General features: G+C 64.8%; 17 protein-coding genes. 10 read left to right on the forward strand and 7 right to left on the reverse strand.

Going from position 1 to position 20,370, the window contains the following annotated elements; all coding sequences use genetic code 11:
• Positions 1-35: 35 nt before the first annotated feature.
• The 3 genes from J1C49_RS12560 to J1C49_RS12570 all read right to left on the reverse strand — a co-directional run bounded on the left by J1C49_RS12560 (position 36) and on the right by J1C49_RS12570 (position 2,819).
• Positions 36-1,220 carry a hypothetical protein gene (locus tag J1C49_RS12560; RefSeq protein ID WP_370639411.1) on the reverse strand — a complete coding sequence of 395 codons (1,185 nt, stop codon included), beginning with the start codon at positions 1,218-1,220 and terminating at the stop codon, positions 36-38.
• Entirely contained in the window at positions 1,192-1,971 is a 780-nt protein-coding gene (locus J1C49_RS12565; RefSeq protein WP_227446179.1) for an SDR family oxidoreductase, read from the reverse strand. The genes J1C49_RS12560 and J1C49_RS12565 overlap by 29 nt, the downstream gene beginning before the upstream one ends.
• 485 nt (positions 1,972-2,456) lie before the next feature.
• Positions 2,457-2,819 (reverse strand): nuclear transport factor 2 family protein, encoded by a 363-nt coding sequence (locus J1C49_RS12570; RefSeq protein WP_227446180.1) that lies wholly within the window; start codon positions 2,817-2,819, stop codon positions 2,457-2,459.
• 350 nt (positions 2,820-3,169) lie between these two features.
• On the opposite strand from J1C49_RS12570, the gene J1C49_RS12575 reads away from it, so the two are divergent.
• Together J1C49_RS12575 and J1C49_RS12580 are read left to right on the forward strand one after the other, a co-directional pair.
• The gene (locus J1C49_RS12575; protein ID WP_227446181.1) at positions 3,170-4,777 is read left to right on the forward strand and encodes a peptide chain release factor 3; all 1,608 of its coding nucleotides are present in this window, start codon (positions 3,170-3,172) and stop codon (positions 4,775-4,777) included.
• Between the two features lie 580 nt (positions 4,778-5,357).
• Positions 5,358-5,891, forward strand: coding sequence for a DUF6639 family protein (locus tag J1C49_RS12580; protein ID WP_227446182.1), 534 nt, complete (start codon positions 5,358-5,360; stop codon positions 5,889-5,891).
• Between the two features lie 54 nt (positions 5,892-5,945).
• On the opposite strand, the gene J1C49_RS12585 is transcribed toward J1C49_RS12580, so the two are convergent.
• Together J1C49_RS12585 and J1C49_RS12590 are read right to left on the reverse strand one after the other, a co-directional pair.
• Positions 5,946-7,199, reverse strand: coding sequence for a VWA domain-containing protein (locus tag J1C49_RS12585; RefSeq protein WP_227446183.1), 1,254 nt, complete (start codon positions 7,197-7,199; stop codon positions 5,946-5,948).
• 99 nt (positions 7,200-7,298) lie between these two features.
• Positions 7,299-8,207 carry a MoxR family ATPase gene (locus J1C49_RS12590; RefSeq protein ID WP_227446184.1) on the reverse strand — a complete coding sequence of 303 codons (909 nt, stop codon included), beginning with the start codon at positions 8,205-8,207 and terminating at the stop codon, positions 7,299-7,301.
• A gap of 219 nt (positions 8,208-8,426) precedes the next feature.
• Between J1C49_RS12590 and J1C49_RS12595 the strand changes: the two genes are divergently transcribed.
• From J1C49_RS12595 to J1C49_RS12630, 8 genes are all read left to right on the forward strand, one after another.
• Complete coding sequence (locus tag J1C49_RS12595; RefSeq protein ID WP_227446208.1) at positions 8,427-9,458, forward strand: glycosyltransferase family 2 protein; 1,032 nt, start codon at positions 8,427-8,429, stop codon at positions 9,456-9,458.
• Entirely contained in the window at positions 9,455-10,090 is a 636-nt protein-coding gene (locus J1C49_RS12600) for a sulfotransferase family protein (RefSeq protein WP_227446185.1), read from the forward strand. The genes J1C49_RS12595 and J1C49_RS12600 overlap by 4 nt, the downstream gene beginning before the upstream one ends.
• A complete protein-coding gene (locus tag J1C49_RS12605; protein ID WP_227446186.1) occupies positions 10,090-12,432 on the forward strand; it encodes a glycosyltransferase family 2 protein in 2,343 nt (780 codons plus the stop codon). Before J1C49_RS12600 ends, J1C49_RS12605 begins: the two co-directional genes overlap by 1 nt.
• A 587-nt stretch (positions 12,433-13,019) precedes the next feature.
• Entirely contained in the window at positions 13,020-14,093 is a 1,074-nt protein-coding gene (locus tag J1C49_RS12610) for a glycosyltransferase family 2 protein (RefSeq protein WP_227446187.1), read from the forward strand.
• Between the two features lie 153 nt (positions 14,094-14,246).
• Complete coding sequence (locus J1C49_RS12615) at positions 14,247-15,197, forward strand: phosphoadenosine phosphosulfate reductase (protein ID WP_227446188.1); 951 nt, start codon at positions 14,247-14,249, stop codon at positions 15,195-15,197.
• Between the two features lie 62 nt (positions 15,198-15,259).
• On the forward strand, positions 15,260-16,318 hold the full coding sequence (pyrC, locus tag J1C49_RS12620) for a dihydroorotase (protein WP_227446189.1): 1,059 nt from the start codon (positions 15,260-15,262) through the stop codon (positions 16,316-16,318).
• 85 nt (positions 16,319-16,403) lie between these two features.
• The gene (locus J1C49_RS12625) at positions 16,404-17,069 is read left to right on the forward strand and encodes an orotate phosphoribosyltransferase (protein WP_227446190.1); all 666 of its coding nucleotides are present in this window, start codon (positions 16,404-16,406) and stop codon (positions 17,067-17,069) included.
• A gap of 295 nt (positions 17,070-17,364) precedes the next feature.
• A complete protein-coding gene (locus J1C49_RS12630; RefSeq protein WP_227446209.1) occupies positions 17,365-18,849 on the forward strand; it encodes a replicative DNA helicase in 1,485 nt (494 codons plus the stop codon).
• Between the two features lie 166 nt (positions 18,850-19,015).
• On the opposite strand, the gene cobC is transcribed toward J1C49_RS12630, so the two are convergent.
• The gene (gene cobC / locus J1C49_RS12635; protein WP_227446191.1) at positions 19,016-19,549 is read right to left on the reverse strand and encodes an alpha-ribazole phosphatase family protein; all 534 of its coding nucleotides are present in this window, start codon (positions 19,547-19,549) and stop codon (positions 19,016-19,018) included.
• Positions 19,540-20,367: an adenosylcobinamide-GDP ribazoletransferase gene (gene cobS, locus J1C49_RS12640; RefSeq protein WP_227446192.1), complete on the reverse strand. Its 828-nt coding sequence runs from the start codon at positions 20,365-20,367 to the stop codon at positions 19,540-19,542. Before cobS ends, cobC begins: the two co-directional genes overlap by 10 nt.
• Positions 20,368-20,370 lie beyond the last annotated feature (3 nt).

Here is a 20,370-nt window from a genome sequence, read left to right on the forward strand (position 1 = left end):
CGCCGCGCGCGGACCCAAGGATGTGGCGGGCATTGTTACCCGCCAAGCGGGGGCTGCAGCATGAAACCGGCCTGCGCGACATCCTGCCCGTTCACCTGAACCGTGACTCGATGCGCCCCCGCATGCAGCCGGAACGTGCTCGCATCCGCCTTGAGCCGGTGCACCTTGCGGAGCGTGACCGGCACGCCCGGTGCCAGCCGCGCGCTACGCAGCTTGAACACCTTTTCCGCCTCTCCCGATGGCCGGGCAAAGCGCAGCCGGTAATCCACCATGACCGGCATCGCCTCCTCCGCTTCCAGCGTCACGGCGATCTCCAGCGCCTCGCCGATCCGCGGCGTCTCCGGCGAAAGCGCCAGCCGCGCCCGCACCGCCCCGGCGCGGAAGCCGAGGAAATCCAGCGCCCCGCGCTCGCCGCGCTTGACGGCTGTGCGCAGCGCATGGCGGATCATCCAGTCGAGCTCTGCCGCGTTCTGAGCCCCCGCCGCGCGCCAGCGCTCAAGATGCGCAAGGACCCGCTCCGGCATGATCTTTGACAGATCGTTCATGTGATTGGCCACCGACCGGGTCACATAGCGCGTCGGATCGGCATGCAGCGCGTCCAGAAACCGCAACGGCACCTCCGGCGCCAATGTGATGTTGCGCGCCCAGGGCAGACGCGGCCGCGTGCCTTCGCTCACCAGCCGCCGCACGTGGTAATTGTCATCCCGCACCCAGTCATCCAGCCGCGCCAGCGTCTCCTCGGGCCAGCGATTGAGGAAGGGTCGGATGTAAAACTCCATCGAAAAGCGCTGCGTTGCGCGATGCAACAGGTCGAGCGCGCGGTCCTGGTGCTCTTCAAGCCCGTGCCGCACCGCCAGAATGCCCGGCACGGCATGAATGAAGCGGCCGAAATCGTCATCCTCGCGCGTCGGATCGAGCGGCGCGGGCATGGCCGCCTCCAGCGCCTCCGCCATGGCCGGAAACCCGCGGGGCAGCTGCGCCTCGATGCAATCGGCGATCCAGTCCAGCCGCTCCAGAAGGCCGCGGCCGGCGAGCCCCGGCAGGCATGTGTCGAGGAACCGCTCGGGGTCAAACCCGTCTAGCCTTGCGTATTCCGCCGCCAGATCGCCCAGCGTCTGATCGTTGAACAGCTGATCGGCCAGCGAGAAACCCGCCCCGCCGCCCGACCCGTCCGGCCCGCGCGCCATCGTCTCAGAGCGTTGCGTTGATCGCGCCGCCATCCAGAAGGATGTTCTGCCCGACCATGAAGCCCGCGTGCTGCGAACACAGAAAGGCGCAGGTCGCGCCAAATTCTGCCGCCGTGCCGTAGCGCCCGGCCGGGATCGTCGCCGTGCGCTGCGCGTAGGCCTCTTCCAGCGTGATGCCCTGCGCCTTCGAGACCGTCGTGTCGAGCATCACGGCGCGATCCGTGGCATGGATGCCCGGCAGGAGGTTGTTGATGATCACGCCCTTGCCCGCCACCTGCCGCGCGGTCCCCGCGACGAACCCGGTCAGCCCCGCGCGCGCCGAATTGGACAGGCCCAGCTGCGGAATCGGTGCCTTGACCGATCCGGAGGTGATGTTGACAACCCGGCCCCAGCCGCGCTCCATCATGCCCGGCAGCAGCGTTGTCATGAGCGCGATCGGTGTCAGCATGTTGCTGTCGAGCGCAGCGATGAAATCATCGCGGTCCCAATCCGACCACAAGCCCGGCGGCGGCCCCCCCGCGTTGGTGACAAGGATATCAAGCGTGCCGGCCGCATCCAGCACCGCCGCACGGCCCGCATCGGTCGTGATATCCGCCGCCACCGTCGTGACCTCGACCCCATGCGCGGTGCGGATTTCCTCCGCGGTGGTCTCCAATGCTTCGGCCCCGCGTGCGTTAAGCACCAGCGCCACACCGGCCTCCGCCAGCGCCTCGGCACATCCCCGCCCAAGCCCCTTCGACGATGCGCAAACAAGAGCGCGCTTGCCCCGAATTCCAAGATCCATCCGGTCTCCTCCCCATATGCCGCCCGCCCATCGCGGGTCCGTGTTGTCGGCCCAATAAAGGCGACATCGCGCAGGGTTGCAATCGGCCGTTTCGCGCCGCTGCCCGACCGGGCTGCCGCCCCGCGCCCCGATCCGTCCTGCGCCTGTGCAAGTGCGATCCGCCGGTCGCAATGGATCACGCGAACGATCATCGCCCTCCCGATCCGCCCCTCGCCCGCGCGGGCGCGATCCGCCGGTCGCGACGGATCCCGGCATCGGCCATTGCGGGCCGGGATCAACTTGGCAACAACCATCGCGGACCGTGATCAACCCGGCATCGCGCATCGCGGGCCGGGATCACCCCGACAACAACCATTGCGGACCGGAACCAACCCGACAACAACCATCGCGGACCGTGATCAACCCGGCATCGCGCATCGCGGGCCGGGATCACCCCGACAACGGCTCCGCTGTGGTCAGCCGGGCTCAGCCACGATCAGCTACGATCAGCTATAGAAAAACTCCTCGCGCACGATCTTGCCATCCGCCACGTGATAAATCCCGACCTCGCGCATCGGCATGCGCTCGCCCGTGGCCTTCTCGCTCGCATCCACGTCGAAGATCACCGCGAACCGGTCATCGCCATGCAGGAACGGCCCCTCCACACTGGAGTCGTGGATTTCAAACGCGCTGTCGAACCACGCGTGCTTGCCCCGGATGCCCTCGAGCCCCTTGGTCTCGCGCCCGCCGCCCTGATCCATCGCTTCGACCGATACCGCGTCCTCCGCATAAAGCCGCCCGAGATTGTCCAGTTCCGTCCCGGCCCGACATCCCTCCACCAAAGCTTGTGCAATCTCTTTCAAATCCATCGTATCCTCCATCCTTTTTGTTCACTATGTGTTCCATCTCTACGGGAAGTGGGGCCACCGCGCAATCCGCTTCGGTCGCATCCGCGCCACCCTGCCGCCATGATACACCATCGCATGGCCCATGCCGCGACGCGCGGCGAGTCCATTCCGCGCCCTGCACGTCAACGCGGCGCCGCCCGCGCGCGCTCTGCCCTCCTGGGACTCCCCCTCGCGGCACGTCATTTTCTTGCCGTCGCATGGCGCAGACCTATGCGTTCTGACGCAAGCAATGCTGCACCTGCGATATGCATGGTTTGTGCATCGGTTGTGCATGGATTGTGCATGCTCGATTTTCGCGCTACCTCGCACCCATGCTTGATACGCCCACAAACCGCCCCGACCTGCCCCCGGAGATTGCCCGCCGCCGGACATTTGCGATTATCTCGCACCCGGATGCCGGCAAAACGACCCTGACGGAGAAATTCCTGCTCTTCGGCGGGGCGATCCAGATGGCCGGTCAGGTGCGCGCCAAGGGCGAGGCGCGGCGGACGCGCTCGGACTTCATGCAGATGGAAAAGGACCGCGGCATTTCCGTGTCCGCCTCCGCAATGTCATTTGATTTCAAGACGTTCCGCTTTAATCTCGTGGACACGCCCGGCCACTCGGACTTTTCCGAAGACACCTATCGCACGCTCACGGCGGTGGATGCGGCGGTGATGGTGATCGACGGCGCAAAGGGGGTCGAGAGCCAGACCCAGAAGCTCTTCGAGGTCTGCCGCCTGCGCGATCTGCCGATCCTGACATTCTGCAACAAGATGGATCGCGAAGCCCGCGATACATTTGATATCATTGACGAAATTCAGGAAAACCTTGCCATAGACGTCACCCCCGCAAGCTGGCCCATCGGCATGGGGCGCGACTTTCTGGGCTGCTACGATCTGCTCAATGACCGGCTGGAGCTCATGGACCGCGCCGACCGCAACAAGGTGGCTGAAACCATCACGCTGAACGGTCTGGACGATCCCGCCATGGAGCAGCACATCCCCGCCGATCTACTCGCACAGCTGCGCGAAGAGGTTGAAATGGCTCGGGAATTGCTGCCCACCCTCGATCCGCAATCGGTGCTCGAAGGGCATATGACACCGATCTGGTTCGGCTCGGCGATCAACAGTTTCGGCGTCAAGGAGCTGATGGACGGCATTGCGCAATACGGTCCCGAGCCACAGCCGCAATCCGCCAGCCCGCGCCAGATCAGCCCCGATGAAAAGAAGGTTTCCGGCTTTGTTTTCAAGGTGCAAGCCAATATGGACCCCAAGCACCGCGACCGCGTGGCCTTTGTCCGTCTCGCGTCCGGTCACTTCAACCGCGGCATGAAACTGACCCATGTGCGCTCGAAAAAGCCGATGGCGATTTCCAACCCAGTGCTGTTCCTTGCCGCAGACCGCGAATTGGCGGAAGAGGCTTGGGCCGGTGACATCATCGGCATCCCGAACCACGGTCAACTGCGCATCGGCGACACGCTGACCGAAGGCGAGGCGCTGAAGGTCACGGGCATCCCAAGCTTTGCGCCCGAGCTTTTGCAATCGGTCCGCGCCGGCGATCCGATGAAGGCCAAGCATCTCGAAAAGGCCCTGATGCAGTTTGCCGAGGAAGGTGCCGCGAAGGTCTTCAAGCCGATGATCGGTTCGGGTTTTATCGTCGGTGTTGTCGGCGCCTTGCAATTCGAGGTTCTGGGCAGCCGGATCGAGATGGAATACGGCCTGCCCGTGCGCTTCGAGGCGTCCCAATTCACCTCCGCGCGCTGGGTCCATGGCGAAAAGGACGCGGTGGAGAAATTCGCACAGTCGAACCGACAGCACATCGCCTATGACAATGACGGGGGCACGGTTTATCTGACGCGTTTGCAATGGGATATCGACCGCGTGCAGCGTGATTACCCGGATGTGACGCTCTCGGCGACGAAGGAAATGATGATCTGAACGGGCGCGGCGCAGCGGTATAAAACCCACCGCCCGCGCCCCTCCCGGCAATCGCGCCCCCGACGCGCGCGCCTGCCCGCAAGGCCCGCGCCTGCCATGGGTCCGGTCGCCGAGCCACTAACGGTAACGCCCCGCCCGCAGGGCCTGTGACGGCCGTGGATTCAGTCGCCACCCGTTCAACGGCAAGGCCCGCGTCGCCGGTGCCTGCCACGGGTCCGACCGTCAAGAGCCCGACCGCAACGCCTCGACGCGCAACACCGCCACCTGCAACACCACCAACCGAGATACCGCCAGCCGCCACGCTCTCACCCGCATCTCCCCCAACCACGATGGCATTGTCTCTTCACCCGACGCGCGGGACCGCGATGCGCGCAGTCACGGCTTCCTTCGAGCGATTTACGCGCGGGTCCCAAATGGTCTAACGTCGACTGTGGAGGCGTGCGTCATGCGAAACCTGTTTCTTTCTGCACTGTTGGCCGCAATTCTGCCCATTCCCGCCTCGGCGGAGTCCTTGCTGTGCGAGAATGGGCTTGCGGAGGTGACCGCGCCCAGCGCGGCCCTCGCGCGCGAAACGTGTGCCATGACCGACGACTCCCTGGCGCGCTTCGAGGCTTGCAAGCTGGGGACCTGGGAGTTCGTGAGGATCGACGTCATCGACCAGCTCGAAAAGGGGTGCGTCGGGCTTTATCACTGCGGGGAGCACCGGATCGAGCTGCTCTCTCCGGCCGGGTTGGACCGCGCCAAAGACGACCTGCGGACATTCCGGAATGTGCCGAGCGACCGCCTGTTTTCCAGTGTCCTGCACCATGAACTTGCGCATGCGTTATACGAAACGCGCCCTTGCCCCTATGAAAACTGCCTCGCGACCAGCGAATATTTTGCCTATTCGCAACAGATTGCCGCGCTGGATCCCCGCGACCGCGCGACCATCACAGCCAGAATGGATTTTTCCAAACCCGCGCAACGGGATTCGATCAATGCCATGATCCTTTTCATGGCCCCCGACGCCTTCATTGCCACGGTCTGGGTCCATTTCACCCAACGACCCGAGCCGTGCCAATACTGGCGCGGGATCCTTGACGGGCGGATTCTGTTCGACCGGTTTCATCCCTGACGCGGTTGCTGCGGCGCCCGGCGCCGCGACGTCCGTGCAACGGGATCGGATCGGCTAGAGCAAGGCCATGAGCCGCGCCTTTTCGCCCGCGTCGTCGGGGCGGGAAATCGCCTCTGCCAGATCTTCCAGCGAGGCGATGGAATGGCCCGCGCGGAAGCTGTCCACATGAGGCAGCATGGCGCGGATGCCGGTCGCCTTGGGCGCAAACCCGTCCCAGCGCAGCAGCGGGTTCAGCCAGATCAGGCGCCGTGCGGAGAGGTGCAGGCGCTCCATTTCTTTTTCGAGGGCCGCGGCCTCGTCGCGGTCCAGCCCGTCGGTGATCAGCAGCACCACTGCCCCCTGACCCATGACCCGGCGCGACCAATCGCGGTTGAATGCGTGCAGGCATTGCCCGATCCGCGTCCCCCCCTCCCAGTCCTGCGCCTGGGCGCCCGCGGCCTTGAGCGCCGCATCCACATCGCGCGTCGCAAGATGGCGCGTGATGTTGGTGAGCCGCGTGCCAAAGGTGAACGCATGCACCTTGGCCCAGCCTGCGCCCTTTTCGTTGGCCACCGCGTGCAGGAAATGCAGCACCATGCGGCTGTATTGCGACATCGAACCGGAAATGTCGCACAGCACCACGAGATTGGGCCAGCGCGGCCTTTGTCTGGCCTTTACCAGCGTGCGGATCTCGCCCCCCTGGCGCAGGGCCGCGCGGATCGTCCGGCGATGGTCGAGCTTCGGCCCGCCCACGGCGGCCATGCGTCGCCGCGACAGGATCGGTTTGACCGGCAGCGTGAGCCGCGCCAGCATCCGCTTGGCCTCGGCGATCTCCTGCGTCGACATCTGTTCGAAATCGAGACTGCGCAGCTTTTCCTCGGCGGACATCGTCATCGAGGCGTCGATCTCGATCTGGGTGCCGTCTTCCTGGTCTTCGGTTTGCTCGGGGATCTCGGGCATCGTGTCGCCCAGCAGCGCCTGTGCCGCGCGCTTTTCGGCGGAGGCTGCCTTTTTCTCTTCCTGAACGCCGCGGATGGCAGGCAGCATCAGCGACATCATGTGTTCGAGAAAGCGCGGGTCGCGCCAATAGAGCCGGAAGATCTGCCCGAAGACGACGCGATGTTCCGGACGGTTCACGAAACACGCGTGCAACGTCCAGTAGAAATCCATCCGGTCCGTGAATCCGGCAGCCTCGACCGCCCGGATCGCGTCGATCACCCGCCCCGGCCCAACGGGCAAGCCGGCGCGACGCAAGGCGCGGGCAAAATGGATGATGTTATGCGCCAGCCGCGGGTTTTCGGGGATGTCGATCGGGGCGTATTCAGGCATTTTTTGCTATAATGAGGGGCGCTGCCCCTCAAACTCCCCGGGATATTTGCGGCCCAAAGAAACCGGGTACACGGGTGCCGTGGCGGCTTGCCAGGGCTGTCATGCGGTTTCGATCCTGGCTTTGGTTTCGTCGAGGATGCGCTTGGCTTCGGAGCCCTGGATGCGCTGGATGTCGTCCTGATACTTGAGGATGGCGCCCAGCGTATCGGAGATCACCTCGGGCGAGAGATCCACCACGTCGAGCGCGAGCAGACATTTGGCCCAGTCGATCGTTTCAGCGACACCCGGCTTCTTGAAGATATCCTCCGTGCGCAGCCCTTGAACGAAGGCCACGATCTGGCGCGACAGGGTTTCGGCCACCTCGGGTGCGCGGGCGGTGAGGATTTCGACTTCGCGGTCGAAGGCCGGGTAGTCGACCCAGTGATAGAGGCAGCGGCGTTTGAGCGCGTCATGCACTTCGCGGGTGCGGTTCGATGTGAGGATCACGATGGGCGGCTCGGGCGCCTTGATCGTCCCGATCTCCGGGATGGTGACCTGGAAATCCGACAGCGCTTCGAGCAGGAAGGCCTCGAACGGCTCGTCGGTGCGGTCCAGCTCGTCGATCAGCAGGATCGGGGCTCCGTGTTCGTCGGGGCGCATCGCCTGCAACAGCGGTCGTTCGATCAAGTAATCCGGGCCGAACAGCTCCGCCTGAAGCGCATCCCGGTTGGCCGCCCCGCCGGCTTCGGCGGTGCGGATCGCGATCATCTGTGCCGGGAAATTCCATTCATACACCGCCGAGGATGCGTCAAGCCCTTCGTAGCATTGCAACCGGATGAGCCGCCGGCCGAGCGCTTGCGCCAAAGCCTTTGCGATTTCGGTCTTGCCGACGCCCGCCTCGCCCTCGAGGAACAGCGGCCTGCCGAGTTTCAGCGACAGAAACACGACCGTCGCAAGAGCCCGCCCACAGACATAGCCGGTCTCCGAGAGGGTTTTCTGAACGGCGTCGATGGATGCGGGTACGGTCATGGTGGTCCTCCTGATCTTGCACGGGTGCCAGCCCCGCGCAGCGGGGTCAACAGTGCCATGGTCGCAATTCCTGCCGCGTCTTTGCCAAAGATTGACGGTTTGGAGGGCATAAACGGGAATCACGACATATGAGACGGCGCGCGCCGTCAGGGAGACACCGTGACCACACCGAAGACGACCCCGAATCGCGAGACACTGGCGCAGGACCGGTCGCCGCCTCTGCGCGTCGTTGCGGTAACCTGTATCAAGAACGAAGGGCCCTTCCTGCTTGAATGGGTTGCGTATAACCGCTTGATCGGAGTCACGGATTTTCTCGTCTATTCCAATGATTGCACCGACGGCAGCACGGCCCTGCTCGATGCTCTGGCGGAGAGGATCGCGCTGGTTCACGTGCCCAATCCCGCCTCCGGGCGGCATTACCAGATGGAGGCGCTCAAACATGCCGCGACCCATCCGAGCCTGCGCGCGGCTGACTGGGTCTGGATCACCGATGTCGACGAGTTCCTGAACATCCACACAGGCGCGCATCGCATCGATGACCTTGTGAGAGCCTGCGGGACGCCTGATGCCATTTCCATCAACTTTCAATTCTTTGCCAATGGCGGGGTCACACGTTTTGTCGACGCGCCGGTGATTGGTCAATTCACGCGCACGCACAACCCCGACCTGTTCGGCGCGGAGGCCGCGATCGAGGTCAAGACACTCACGCGCACAGGCTTCCCGCTGCGCTATTTCGGCGCGCACCGGCCATTCCTGCGCCGTTCGCTGGCCGCGCGCGCCTTGCCGCGCTGGACCGATGCCTCCGGTCGCCCGGTGTCGGAGCGGTTCCTGCACGCCGCGACGAAGCGGCGCATCCGGGCATTCCGGGCGCGCGGGGCGCGGCAGTTTGCAACGCTCAACCACTATGCGCTGCGCGCGCTTGACAGCTACCTTGTCAAATCTGACAGGGGTGACGTGAACCGCGCCGGACGGCGCTTTGACACCGCGTACTGGCAGCTCCGCAACGATGCGTCCTGGGAAGATCCCAGCATCCAGAGGCACCTCCCAGCCCTGCGCGATGCCATTGCCGCGCTCAAAGCGGACCCGGCCATCTCGGCCTGCCATGCTGCCTGTGTTGCAGCGCACCGCGCGCGCTGCGCTGAATTGTTGGCGCAACCAGCGTATCGCGCATTGTATGACACGCTCAGGACGCTCCCCACCGTGCCGGAGACAGAGCGCGCCCTGGCCCAACGCCTTGGGGTCGAGGCATGATCCGGATTGTCAATCTGGGTCTGCCCAAAAGCGGCACCACAACGTTGGCCAAGGCGCTGCGCAGCGCCGGATTGCGGGTTGCAGACCATAGGCTCCGCCGGCGCCAAACGCGCGATCCTGAGCTCGCGGGCAGTTTTGTCGGACGACAGATCTATGAGGGGTATTTCGGCTCCGGCGACCCGCTGGTGCGATTGCAGGGCTTTGATGCGCTCAGTGAAATCAGCGTATTGACCGAAAAGGCGTGTTTCTGGCCGCAAGGCGATCCGGCCATCCTGAATGCCATGCGCCAACAACACCCCGACCTGCGGTTCGTGGCCACCTGGCGCAAACCGGAGGCGATCTGCACCAGCATGGACAGGTGGGGCGACCTTGGCCGTGCGCGTATTCCGGCGGCGGCGCTCCCGGGTCTGCCCCACGGTTTCGGACATTTGCGCGGACATCGATTGCGCTGGATCGAGGACCATTACCGCACGCTCGACCGGCTTTTTGCCGGCGACGCAAATTACCTGCGGCTCGATGTGGCGGACCCGGATGCCGCCGACCGGCTTGGTGCCCATGCAGGGCTTGTCCTTCCCTGGTGGGGGATCGCCAATGCGACCTCCGGGACGACGATGCAACAGGCGGGCGTGTGATGCAGATCCAGATCCTGATCGGGCCTGACGCGGGTCTGTGCCAGGCGGTGCAGCAGGTGCTCGCAGACAAGCGCAATCGGCTTGCCGCAGAGGGGATCCTCGTGCCTCGCGGTCTTGGCACGCGCAACCACACCGCATTGTTCCTCGCCATGACCGACTCCGATGCGGTTGACGCCTTGCGCTTTCATCGCGGCTATGCGTCCACCGATGCGCAAGCGGCGCTGCGCGCAGATATCCGCACGCGATTGCACAAAGCCGTTTCCAAGGCGCAACCCCAAAGCATGATCCTCGCCGCGCATCAGCTTGGCACCGGCCTGATAACGCAGGAAGAATTGCACCGGCTGCATGCTTTTCTGCGGCCCTTCTCGCGTGATATCCGGATCCGCTGCCTTGTTGACGACCCGGCGCGCATGCTGTTGGCGCGCTATGCGGCGCAACTGCTCGATGGGCGGCTCCGGGGCCTTTCACTGGAGTTGTCCTTGCTGGACGCGCCAAATTTCCGGCAAGCCGCCCTGAACACCCGGCCCGCGCGGGCTCCATGGCCCGGCCTCTTTCCGGAAATCCAGAGCGCCAATGCATGGCTCGACACCAAGGGGCTCGTCCGCTTCTGGGAATCCGTGTTCGGACGCGGCGCCGTGACGGTGCATTCCTGCCCCAGCGACGCCTTTTGCGGCGACAAGGCCACGCAGACCGTGCGGCAGCTGTTTGGCATTGATGCCAATATCGGCAAGACCCAAGTCGACCCGCAGCCCGCAATCCCCGGCCCGCAAACTCTGAGCCGGTGGCGTCGGTTCAACCCGTTGTTTCTAAGCTATCAAGCGTTGCAAGGGGGCGTGCTGCCTCGTGCCGATGCGCGCAATTTCTATGCAGAGATGCGTCTTCCCGAGCCGCCCGCCGACGCAGGAGCGCTCCATGCGGTCTCTGAACGGTTCGCAGCGGATCTCGCCGCGCTGGCGGTGACGCATCCCGGCCTGTCGCTGGCCGATATCGCGCCCGAACCGCCCGCTGCGTCGTGGCAGGAATCCGATCCGGGCTTCGGTTTTCGACCGACCCAGTATCTCTGCGCGTTTCAGGGCCGTCTTGACCGCGCCTTGCGCGCCGCGCGCGCGGATCGCGCCCCCCGGAAACCCGGCAAACCGGCGCAGACGCTGTCCGAAACCGCCGAAGCCCTGTTACCGGCGCGCGCCAAAACGCGGTTTGCGTCGCTTCTGGGGTCGCGCTTCGAACCGCATAACCGTCCCGATGCAAAGACCGAAACGCTGGGCCCGGACGCTTTGACGCCCTTTGAGCCGCGCATCCCGCCCCCTCCGCAGCCGGAGACATCCGGTCGCGTGATCGTCGCCTGCATGAAAAACGAAGCGCCCTACATTCTCGAATGGGTGGCCTATCACAAGGCGATCGGTTTCGACACCATGCTGGTCTACACCAATGACTGCAGCGACGGGACGGATGCGATCCTTGCGCGCCTCGACAGGCTCGGCCACCTGCACCACCGCGACAACAGCCGTTGGCAAGGGCGCTCACCGCAACAACACGCGCTCGATCTTGCGCCGCAGGAACCCGTGGTGCGCGATGCGGAATGGGTGGCGCATATCGACGTCGATGAATTCGTCAACGTGCGCTGCGGCAACGGCACGCTCGACGATCTGTTTGCCGCGATGCCGGGTGCCACGCATATCGCGATGACCTGGCGGCTCTTTGGTCATGGCGGCGTCGACCGGTTCGAAGACCGTTTCGTGATCGGGCAATTCACGCAGGCCGCCCCCGCCTATTGCCCCAAGCCGCACACGAGTTGGGGATTCAAGACCCTCTTTCGCCCGATCGGTGCCTATGGCCGGATGAGTTGCCATCGGCCGAACAAGCTGAACCCCGGCGCCGCGCCGCGCGTGCGGTGGGTCAATGGCTCGGGCCGCGACATCACCGACCGGACGCTGCGCACCGGCTGGCGCAGCACCGCCCGGACCGTCGGCTATGAGCTCGTTCAGCTCAACCATTACGCGCTTCGGTCGATCGACAGCTTCCTGATAAAACGCCAGCGCGGGCGCGCGCTGCATGTGGATCGCGATATCGGTCTGGACTATTGGGTGCGGATGGATTGGTCCGACCACCGGGACCTGTCCATTCAGCGCAACCTGCCGCGGATGCGTGCAGACCTTGCGCCGCTGATGGCCGATGACACGCTGCGCGCCTTGCACGACGCAGGTGTGCGGTGGCACGCCGAAAAGGCCCGTGCGTTGCGCGCACAGTCAGAGTTTGCCGCGTTGCGCGAAACGGTGATGGCGCTCGATCTGACGGCGACCGAACGTGTGGCCTATGCGCTTGCCCTTGATCCCGAAAGCTGACCGATGGTCCTGATGATGCGCATTGGATGCCATGACACCCATGCCGGTCGCGCCGCCCCGGCCACAGAGACGTCGCCGCGCTGCGCGCGCCCCGGTCCGGCACGGACTGCGTCGCAGATCCGGCGAGCGCCCGGCAATTCCGCGCGTCGTGCGAATGAACGCCATGCACTGCATGGTCGGGCACCTGGTCCATGGCGGGCGCACGCCGCGCGGGGATTGTGGCACATGGGTCACGATGCCGAACCAAGGGCCGCCGCCCCTTTGGATGTCATCGACGCGTGGGGTGCGGTCCTTCGGCCCGACGCGGCAGAAAGCTTGGCCCGCGCCAACACGATGGGCGGAGCCATGGCCGGATGCGATGTGGACAGACGCGCCACGACGCGCGGGTCGAAGATACCGGCCCGCCGTTTCACCGCATGACCCGGTCCCACAAACCCGCACCGGCAAAAAGCGCCCCGCCGGATGGTTTATGTGCCGCCGGGCACGGCGTTTCCGCCTCTGCGCGCGCGGCACGAACACCGGCGCACCAGGCAAAAACGCACGCAGCAAACACCCGGCCAGTGCCGGCGCCCCGGGTCACCGCCGTTATGTGCATTCGCAACGAAGGCGCGTTCCTGCTTGACTGGATTGCCCATCACCGCGCCTGTGGTGTCACCGATTTCGTCATTGCGTCCAATAATTGCCAGGACGGCAGCGATGCGATGCTGCGGCGTCTGGATCGGCTCGGGATCGTGACCCATGTGGAAAACGAGCCGCCCTACGGCCAACGCGGGATCCAGTTCACGGCGCTGCGCAAGGCCGCGCGAACCCGTGCCGTGCAGCAAGCAGAGTGGCTCATCACCCTCGACATCGATGAATTCATCAATATCCACGTGGGCGACCGCAGCATCGGTGCCCTGCTCTCCCATCTTGCGGCGCGCGACCCCGGACGGTCCGAAGGCGCGGTCGATGCAGTGGCAATGACATGGCGGCTTTTCGGCAATGGCGGTGCAATCCGCTATGTCGATACGCCGGTCTCCGGGCAATTCACCCGGGCCGCGCCGCTGACGCTGGCCTGGCCCTGGCGCGCGTCGCTCTTCAAGACGCTGTATCGCAACAACGGGCTGTATCGCAAACTCGGGGTGCACAGGCCGCGCGCGCCCGACCCCGCCCGTGTGACCAAGGCGCGCTGGGTGGATGGTGCCGGACGCCCCTTGCCCGGGGCTTTCCGAACCGGCCGAGTCTTCACCCCTCCGGGCAGCGCGCCTTATGACCTCGTTCAACTCAATCACTACCCGCTCGGCGCGATGGAGAGCTTTCTGCTCAAGGCAGATCGCGGCCGCGCTGTCCATCAGGCGGACCGCATCGGCATGGATTACTGGGTCGAGCGCAACTGGTGCTGTGACGACGATCACAGCATTTCGGCGCTGGCCCCGGCTGTGGCGAGACAGCGTGCAACGCTGGCGAGCGATCCCGAACTGGCGCGGCGCCATCAGGCGGCCGTGGACTGGCGGCACACCCGGCTTGCCCAACTCCTGGAGGACGAACCCTGGCAGGCACTTTTTGCCCGGTTGCTCATCACGCCCCCCTCCAGCGCCCTTCCGGCGCGGCTCAGCGCCGAACTCACCGCGCGGGCCTTGCAAGCCAGGAGTCAAAGCGCAACACTTGCCGCGCAATCGTGACGGGCGTTCGGCAGAGTGCGACCAGCGTGCCGGCTGCGGAGCGATCGCGCGAAATGTCCTCGTATTTGGCGCAATTTCGCCGGATTTCTCGGGCATCACTCAAAGGCCAGACCGGTGCATTCCGGTCCGCGCCCCGCACAAAGGACACCAGGCATGACCGCCGAAACCGCCGCCGCCTTTCCGCCCGATCTGTCGCAACTGTCGCGATCGGCTTGGTTGAACGCGCTGCGCACGATCGGACAGGAACGCGGCTTTGCCGAACCGCTCGGAGCGGAACATGCCGCGTTTTTCGTCGAGGAAGGCGACACGCTGCTGGTGAGCTTCGAGACGATGGGCGGCATTCAGGCGCTTTCGGATACGCGCACCCCCTACGGGTTCGAGATGTTGACGACGCAAGGTTGGTCCTCGCTGACGATCATGAGCCATGGCGATACGTGGTTTCGCGCCCCCGAGGTCTATGCCTTTTTCGACCAGCTGCAGGATGACGGATTTTTCGACGAGTTCGAACGCGTGTTGTTTTACGGCGCCGGTCCATGCGGTTACGCGGCGGCCGCCTATTCGGTATCCTCACCCGGGGCGCGCGTGCTGGTGCTGCAACCGCAGGCAACGCTCGACCCGCGTCTGACCGAGTGGGATGACCGCTTTGCCGAACAACGCCGTCGCGATTTCACCTCGCGATACGGGTATGCGCCGGACATGCTGGACGGCGCGATGCAGGCGGCCGTGCTCTACGACCCCCATGAACCGCTCGACGCGATGCACGCCGCGCTTTTTGCTCGGCCGAACGTGGCACGGTTCCGTCTGCCTTTCATGGGCGGCGCCCTGCAATCCGACCTGCTGACGCTCGAGATCCTGCCAGAGCTGCTGACCGCTCTGGCCGAGGATCGTCTCGGTGTCGAACGGTTTGCCGCGCTGATGCGCCGCCGCCGCACCCATCCGCCCTACCTGCGCCGCCTGCTGGCCAAGCTCGACGAAGCGGAGCGACCGAGGCTGGCGCGCATGCTGTGCGAAAACGTGACCGCGCGGATGGATGCGCCGCGATTCCGCCGCCGCCTTGCCGCCCTGAACGCCGAGCCGCCGGAATACAGGGATGGCGACCGATAAGCGCAGCCCACAGCGGTGCACGGGTCTGGTCTGAATCGCGCCGGCGTGCTAACGCGCGCTTCATGGAAGAGATCACGCTGCGCCGCCCCGACGATTTTCACCTGCATCTGCGCGATGACGCCGTTCTGCGCGCCGTTGCGCCTGAAACCGCGCGCCATTTCGGCCGCGCCATCATCATGCCCAACCTGGTGCCCCCCGTGGTGACCGGCGACGATGCCCGCGCCTACCGCGACCGCATCATGGCGGCGCTGCCCTCGGACACGTCGTTCGAGCCGCTGATGACGCTCTACCTGACAGAACAGACCGATCCCGCGGATGTGGTTGCCGCCCATCGCACGGGCTTGATCACGGCGGTCAAACTTTACCCGGCGGGGGCCACGACCAATTCCGCCTCCGGCGTGCGGGACGTCGACCGCGTCCGACCGGTGCTGGAAGCCATGGCGGAGGCGGGCGTGCCGCTCTGCGTGCATGGCGAAGTGACCGATGCCGATATCGATATCTTCGATCGCGAGGCCGTTTTCATCGACCGCGTGCTCGACCCGATGCGGCGCGCCGTGCCGGGGCTGCGAGTGATCATGGAACATATCACCACTTCCGAAGGCGTGGCCTATGCGCGCGACGGAGGGGACAGTCTCGCCGCCACAATCACCACGCATCATCTCGTGATCAACCGAAACGCGATCCTCGTCGGCGGCATCCGCCCGCATTATTATTGCCTGCCCGTCGCCAAGCGGGAGCACCACCGCCTGGCACTGCGTGCGGCGGCAACCTCGGGCGAGGCCAGTTTTTTCCTCGGCACCGACAGCGCGCCGCATGTGGATGCGGCAAAGGAAACCGGATGTGGATGCGCCGGCTGCTTCACGGCAAGCAACACGCTGTCGATCCTGGCCGAGGTTTTCGAACAAGAAGGCGCGCTTGACCGGCTTGAGGCGTTTTGCGCGCTCAATGGGGCAGCGTTCTACGGTTTGGAGCCCAACGCGGCGCGGATTACCCTGCGCCGGGGCAGACCCGTGGCCTATCCCGCCAAAATCGATTGCGAGGCGGGACCGATCACGCTGTTCGATCCGATGATGGATCTGCATTGGCAGGTTGCCGATGGGGGCGCTGCCCCCGTCGCCTGAAGGCGACTCCCCCGGGATATTTGACGCCCAAAGAAACCTCAGGCGGCGCGCCGTGACGCTGCCAGCGCAAGAAGGACGAGAAGCCATGATCCCCACCAGCTTTCCCGACAAGGCCGAAATGGCGCGTTTGACGGCAGCCATGCTGTGGGAGATCGACGCGGTGAACTTCATGGACGAGGCGCCCTTCAAGCTGGCATCCGGGAAACCATCACCGGTCTATATCGATTGCCGCAAACTGATTTCCTTTCCACGCATACGGGCGACGTTGATGGATTTTCTGACCGTGACGGTGATGCGGGAGGCAGGTTTTGAGGCGTTCGACAACGTGGCAGGGGGTGAAACTGCGGGTATTCCCTTCGGCGCGATGGTGGCGGAACGGATGGCGCTGCCCATGAGCTATGTGCGCAAGAAGCCGAAGGGCTACGGGCGCAATGCGCGAATCGAAGGGGTCATGACCGAGGGCCAGCGCGTGCTCCTCGTGGAAGATCTGACCACCGATGGCGGATCCAAGCTGAGCTTTGTGGATGCGATCCGCGAGACCGGGGCGGAGTGCGCTCACACGGCGGTGATCTTTTACTACGGGATCTTCCCGGAGACCGAAAAGACCCTTGGCGATCACGGCGTTGCGCTGCATCACCTGTGCACGTGGTGGGACGTTCTGGAGGCCGCGCCGGCGCGCCACAATGCGGTTCTCGACGAGGTCAGCGCTTTTCTCAACGACCCGCATGGCTGGCAGGCGGCGCGAGAATAAGCGCAGCTTGCGCCCGAGAACCGGGCCTCTCAGAGGATCAAGGGAAGAATGATTGCTTGTGGCGCATGCGCCACGGATGCGACTCGGCCATGGGCACTTACCACAACATCTTGACCAAGAGCGGCAATACACTGCATCATGTGGTGGCGGATCTGTTCAAGACTTATCCCCAAAAATACCCAGAGATTTCCGCGCAAACACCCATTGCCCTGCCGGGCCCCGTGGCGATACCTCGGGGTTACGAACTGGCCGGGCAGACAGAAACGGACAGGACATGGCAGGGGGGCTTAGCGCGATGAACGAGATCACGACTTTCAATCCGACCGGTGTGGATGTGGAAGCGGCAGAGACCATGCCGCATTCGATCGAGGCCGAACAGCAGCTTCTTGGTGCGATCCTCACGGATAACGAGCTGTATGACCGCGTCGCTTCGATCATCAAGCCGGAGCATTTCTTTGACCCGGTACACACCCGCATCTACGAGATTTCCGCGGCACGAATCGCCAAGAACACCCTCGCCTCTCCCGTGACGCTCAAGGCCTTCATGGCCGAGGACGAGGGTCTCAAGGAGCTGGGTGGGCCGCAATATCTCGCGCGCCTTGCGGCGTCTGCCGTGTCGAGCTTTGCGGTGCGTGACTACGCCCAGATGATCTACGATCTCGCGATTCGGCGCGACCTGATCCGGCTCGGCAAGGACATCTCCTCGAAGGCTGCCAAGGTCGAGGTATCCTCCGAACCGCGCGAGCAGATCGTCGAGGCAGAACAGGCGCTCTATCACATGGCCGAGCAAGGCAGCTCGGAGAGCGGGTTCCAATCCTTCCTGCGCGCGGTGACCGACGCGGTCAATGTCGCCAATGCCGCCTATCAACGCGAGGGGGGTCTTGCGGGCATCTCCACCGGGCTGGTGGATATGGACCGCAAGCTTGGCGGGCTGCACCCGTCCGACCTGCTGATCCTCGCCGGGCGCCCGTCGATGGGCAAGACGTCGCTTGCGACCAATATCGCCTACAACGTCGCCAAGAGCTATCGGCGCGGCGAGCGCCCGGACGGAAGCGAAGGCGCCGTCGAAGGCGGCGTCGTCGGCTTTTTCAGCCTCGAGATGAGCGCAGAGCAGCTTGCCGGCCGGATCCTTGCGGAGGCTTCGGAGATCTCAAGCCACAAGATCCGCCAGGGCGACATGATCGAAAGCGAATTCCGCCGCTTTGTGGAAGCCGCGAAGGAGCTTGAAGCCTGCCCGCTCTTCATTGACGACACGCCTGCGCTTCCAATCAGCCAGGTCGCCGCCCGGGCGCGTCGTTTGAAGCGCACGCACGGGCTCGATCTGATCATCGTCGACTATCTACAGCTTCTGCGCGGCACATCCGATAACCGGGTTCAGGAAATCGCGGAGATTTCCATGGGGCTCAAGGCCATCGCCAAGGAACTCAACATCCCCGTCATCGCGCTGTCCCAGCTCTCCCGCCAGGTGGAAAGCCGCGATGACAAGCGCCCGCAGCTTTCTGACCTGCGGGAATCGGGGTCGATCGAACAGGATGCAGACGTGGTGATGTTTGTGTTCCGGGAAGAATATTACAAGGAACGCGAGAAGCCGGGCGAACACGATCTCGAAAAGATGGCGCTGTGGCAGGAAGAAATGGAACGGCTGCACGGCAAGGCCGAAGTCATCATTGGCAAGCAGCGTCACGGGCCGATCGGCACGGTCGAACTGTCGTTCGAATCTCAATTCACGCGCTTCGGCAACCTCGTGAAGCCTTGGCAGCAAGGCAGCGACGAGTATTGAGCACGCCCGACGGCGGCACGTGTCGCGCACGCGTGGCAGAAACCGGTTGCGCGCGTGTCTGGCCGGACCAGCGCGTAGACGCGTCATGGCAGGACTCTTTGGCCCCGGCTGAACAGGAGACCGGGTCTGACGCTATCCCGACGGCGTGGTTCGGGTCCGGGCCGCCCTAGAGCCGCGAGAACCGGTCGGATCGCACGTCCAGCCGCGTGATGCTCCCGAAGGTCGGGCGCGCGTTCCACCCTTCCGGATCACCGGTCAGGGCCAAGGCCGCCTTGATGCAGCCCGCATGGGTGACCACGAGGGCGTCCTCTGGCGTGGCCTTTAGTGCGCGCGCGATGCGCTCCGACAGCTGGGAAACGCTCTCGCCCCCATGCCCGCGATACCCCATGAAATCCGCCGCCCAGGCGTCGATCTCATGGCGCGGAATGGCACTCCAACGGAGACCTTCCCATGAGCCGAAATCCATTTCCTGCCAATCTCTTGAAAGGTAAAGCTTAAGTGATGCATGAGCCGCGATCCGCTCCGCAAGCTGACGGCACCGCTGCAAGGGCGACGCCACGATGCAGCGCACCTCCGGCAAGGCGTCGCAGACGCGCTGCGCTTCGGCTTCAAAGGATGCAGCCAGAGGCAGGTCTGTCACACCGTAGCACACACCCTTCGCCACCTCCGGCGTCGTGTGACGCAACAGGCTCAGAGCCATGCGAGAAACCCAAGATAGAGCCCCAATTCGGACAGCTGCTGCACCGCGCCCAGCCCATCCCCGGTGTGGCCGCCCAACTTGCGCACCAAGGCGCCCCGCATGATCCACATGGCCGCGAAACCCACCGCGGCGGCCAGAAGCGCGCCCGCCCCGGCACAGGCGAATGCGCCAACAACAAGCACCACCGCCGTGGCCGCCGCCCAGCCATAGCCGTCCGGCGTGACCTTGGGTGTCGCGAATTTCTGCGCGTCGGTCCGGGCATAGGCGGTTGTCGCGATCACATGCACCGCCGCCATCCGACTGACCCCATGCGCGCAGATCATGGCGATCCCGGCGAGCACCGGCGGCAGCGCCGCCAGCGTGGCAACCTTGAGCCCCAGAACCACGACAAGCGCGATCGCACCATAACTCCCGATCCGGGAATCGCGCATGATTTCAAGCGCTTTCGCACGGTCCATCCCGCCACCCAAACCGTCAGCCGTGTCGGCAAGCCCGTCTTCGTGAAACGCGCCCGTCACCAGCAAGGTCGCGCTCAACGAGAGCAAGACCGCGACCAGCGGCGGAAAAACCAGCGTCGCCAGCCAGAGCACCAGCGCGCCGACGAGACCCACCAAAGCCCCCACGAGCGGATAATACCGCGCCGCGCGCATCGCCAGCTCGTCCGAATACGGCACCGTCCAAGGCACCGGTAAGCGGGTCAGAAACTGCACCGCCAGTCCGAAGGATGTGGCTTCCAACCGCCAAGGGCCGGGGTCGTCCGACCCAGCCGGGCGCGCCACGCGCGAAACGCGGGCCGGATCGCTGTCAGGATCGTCCAAGGC

The sequence above is a fragment of the Cognatishimia sp. F0-27 genome, assembly GCF_020667845.1.
Classification (GTDB): domain Bacteria; phylum Pseudomonadota; class Alphaproteobacteria; order Rhodobacterales; family Rhodobacteraceae; genus JAFMPQ01.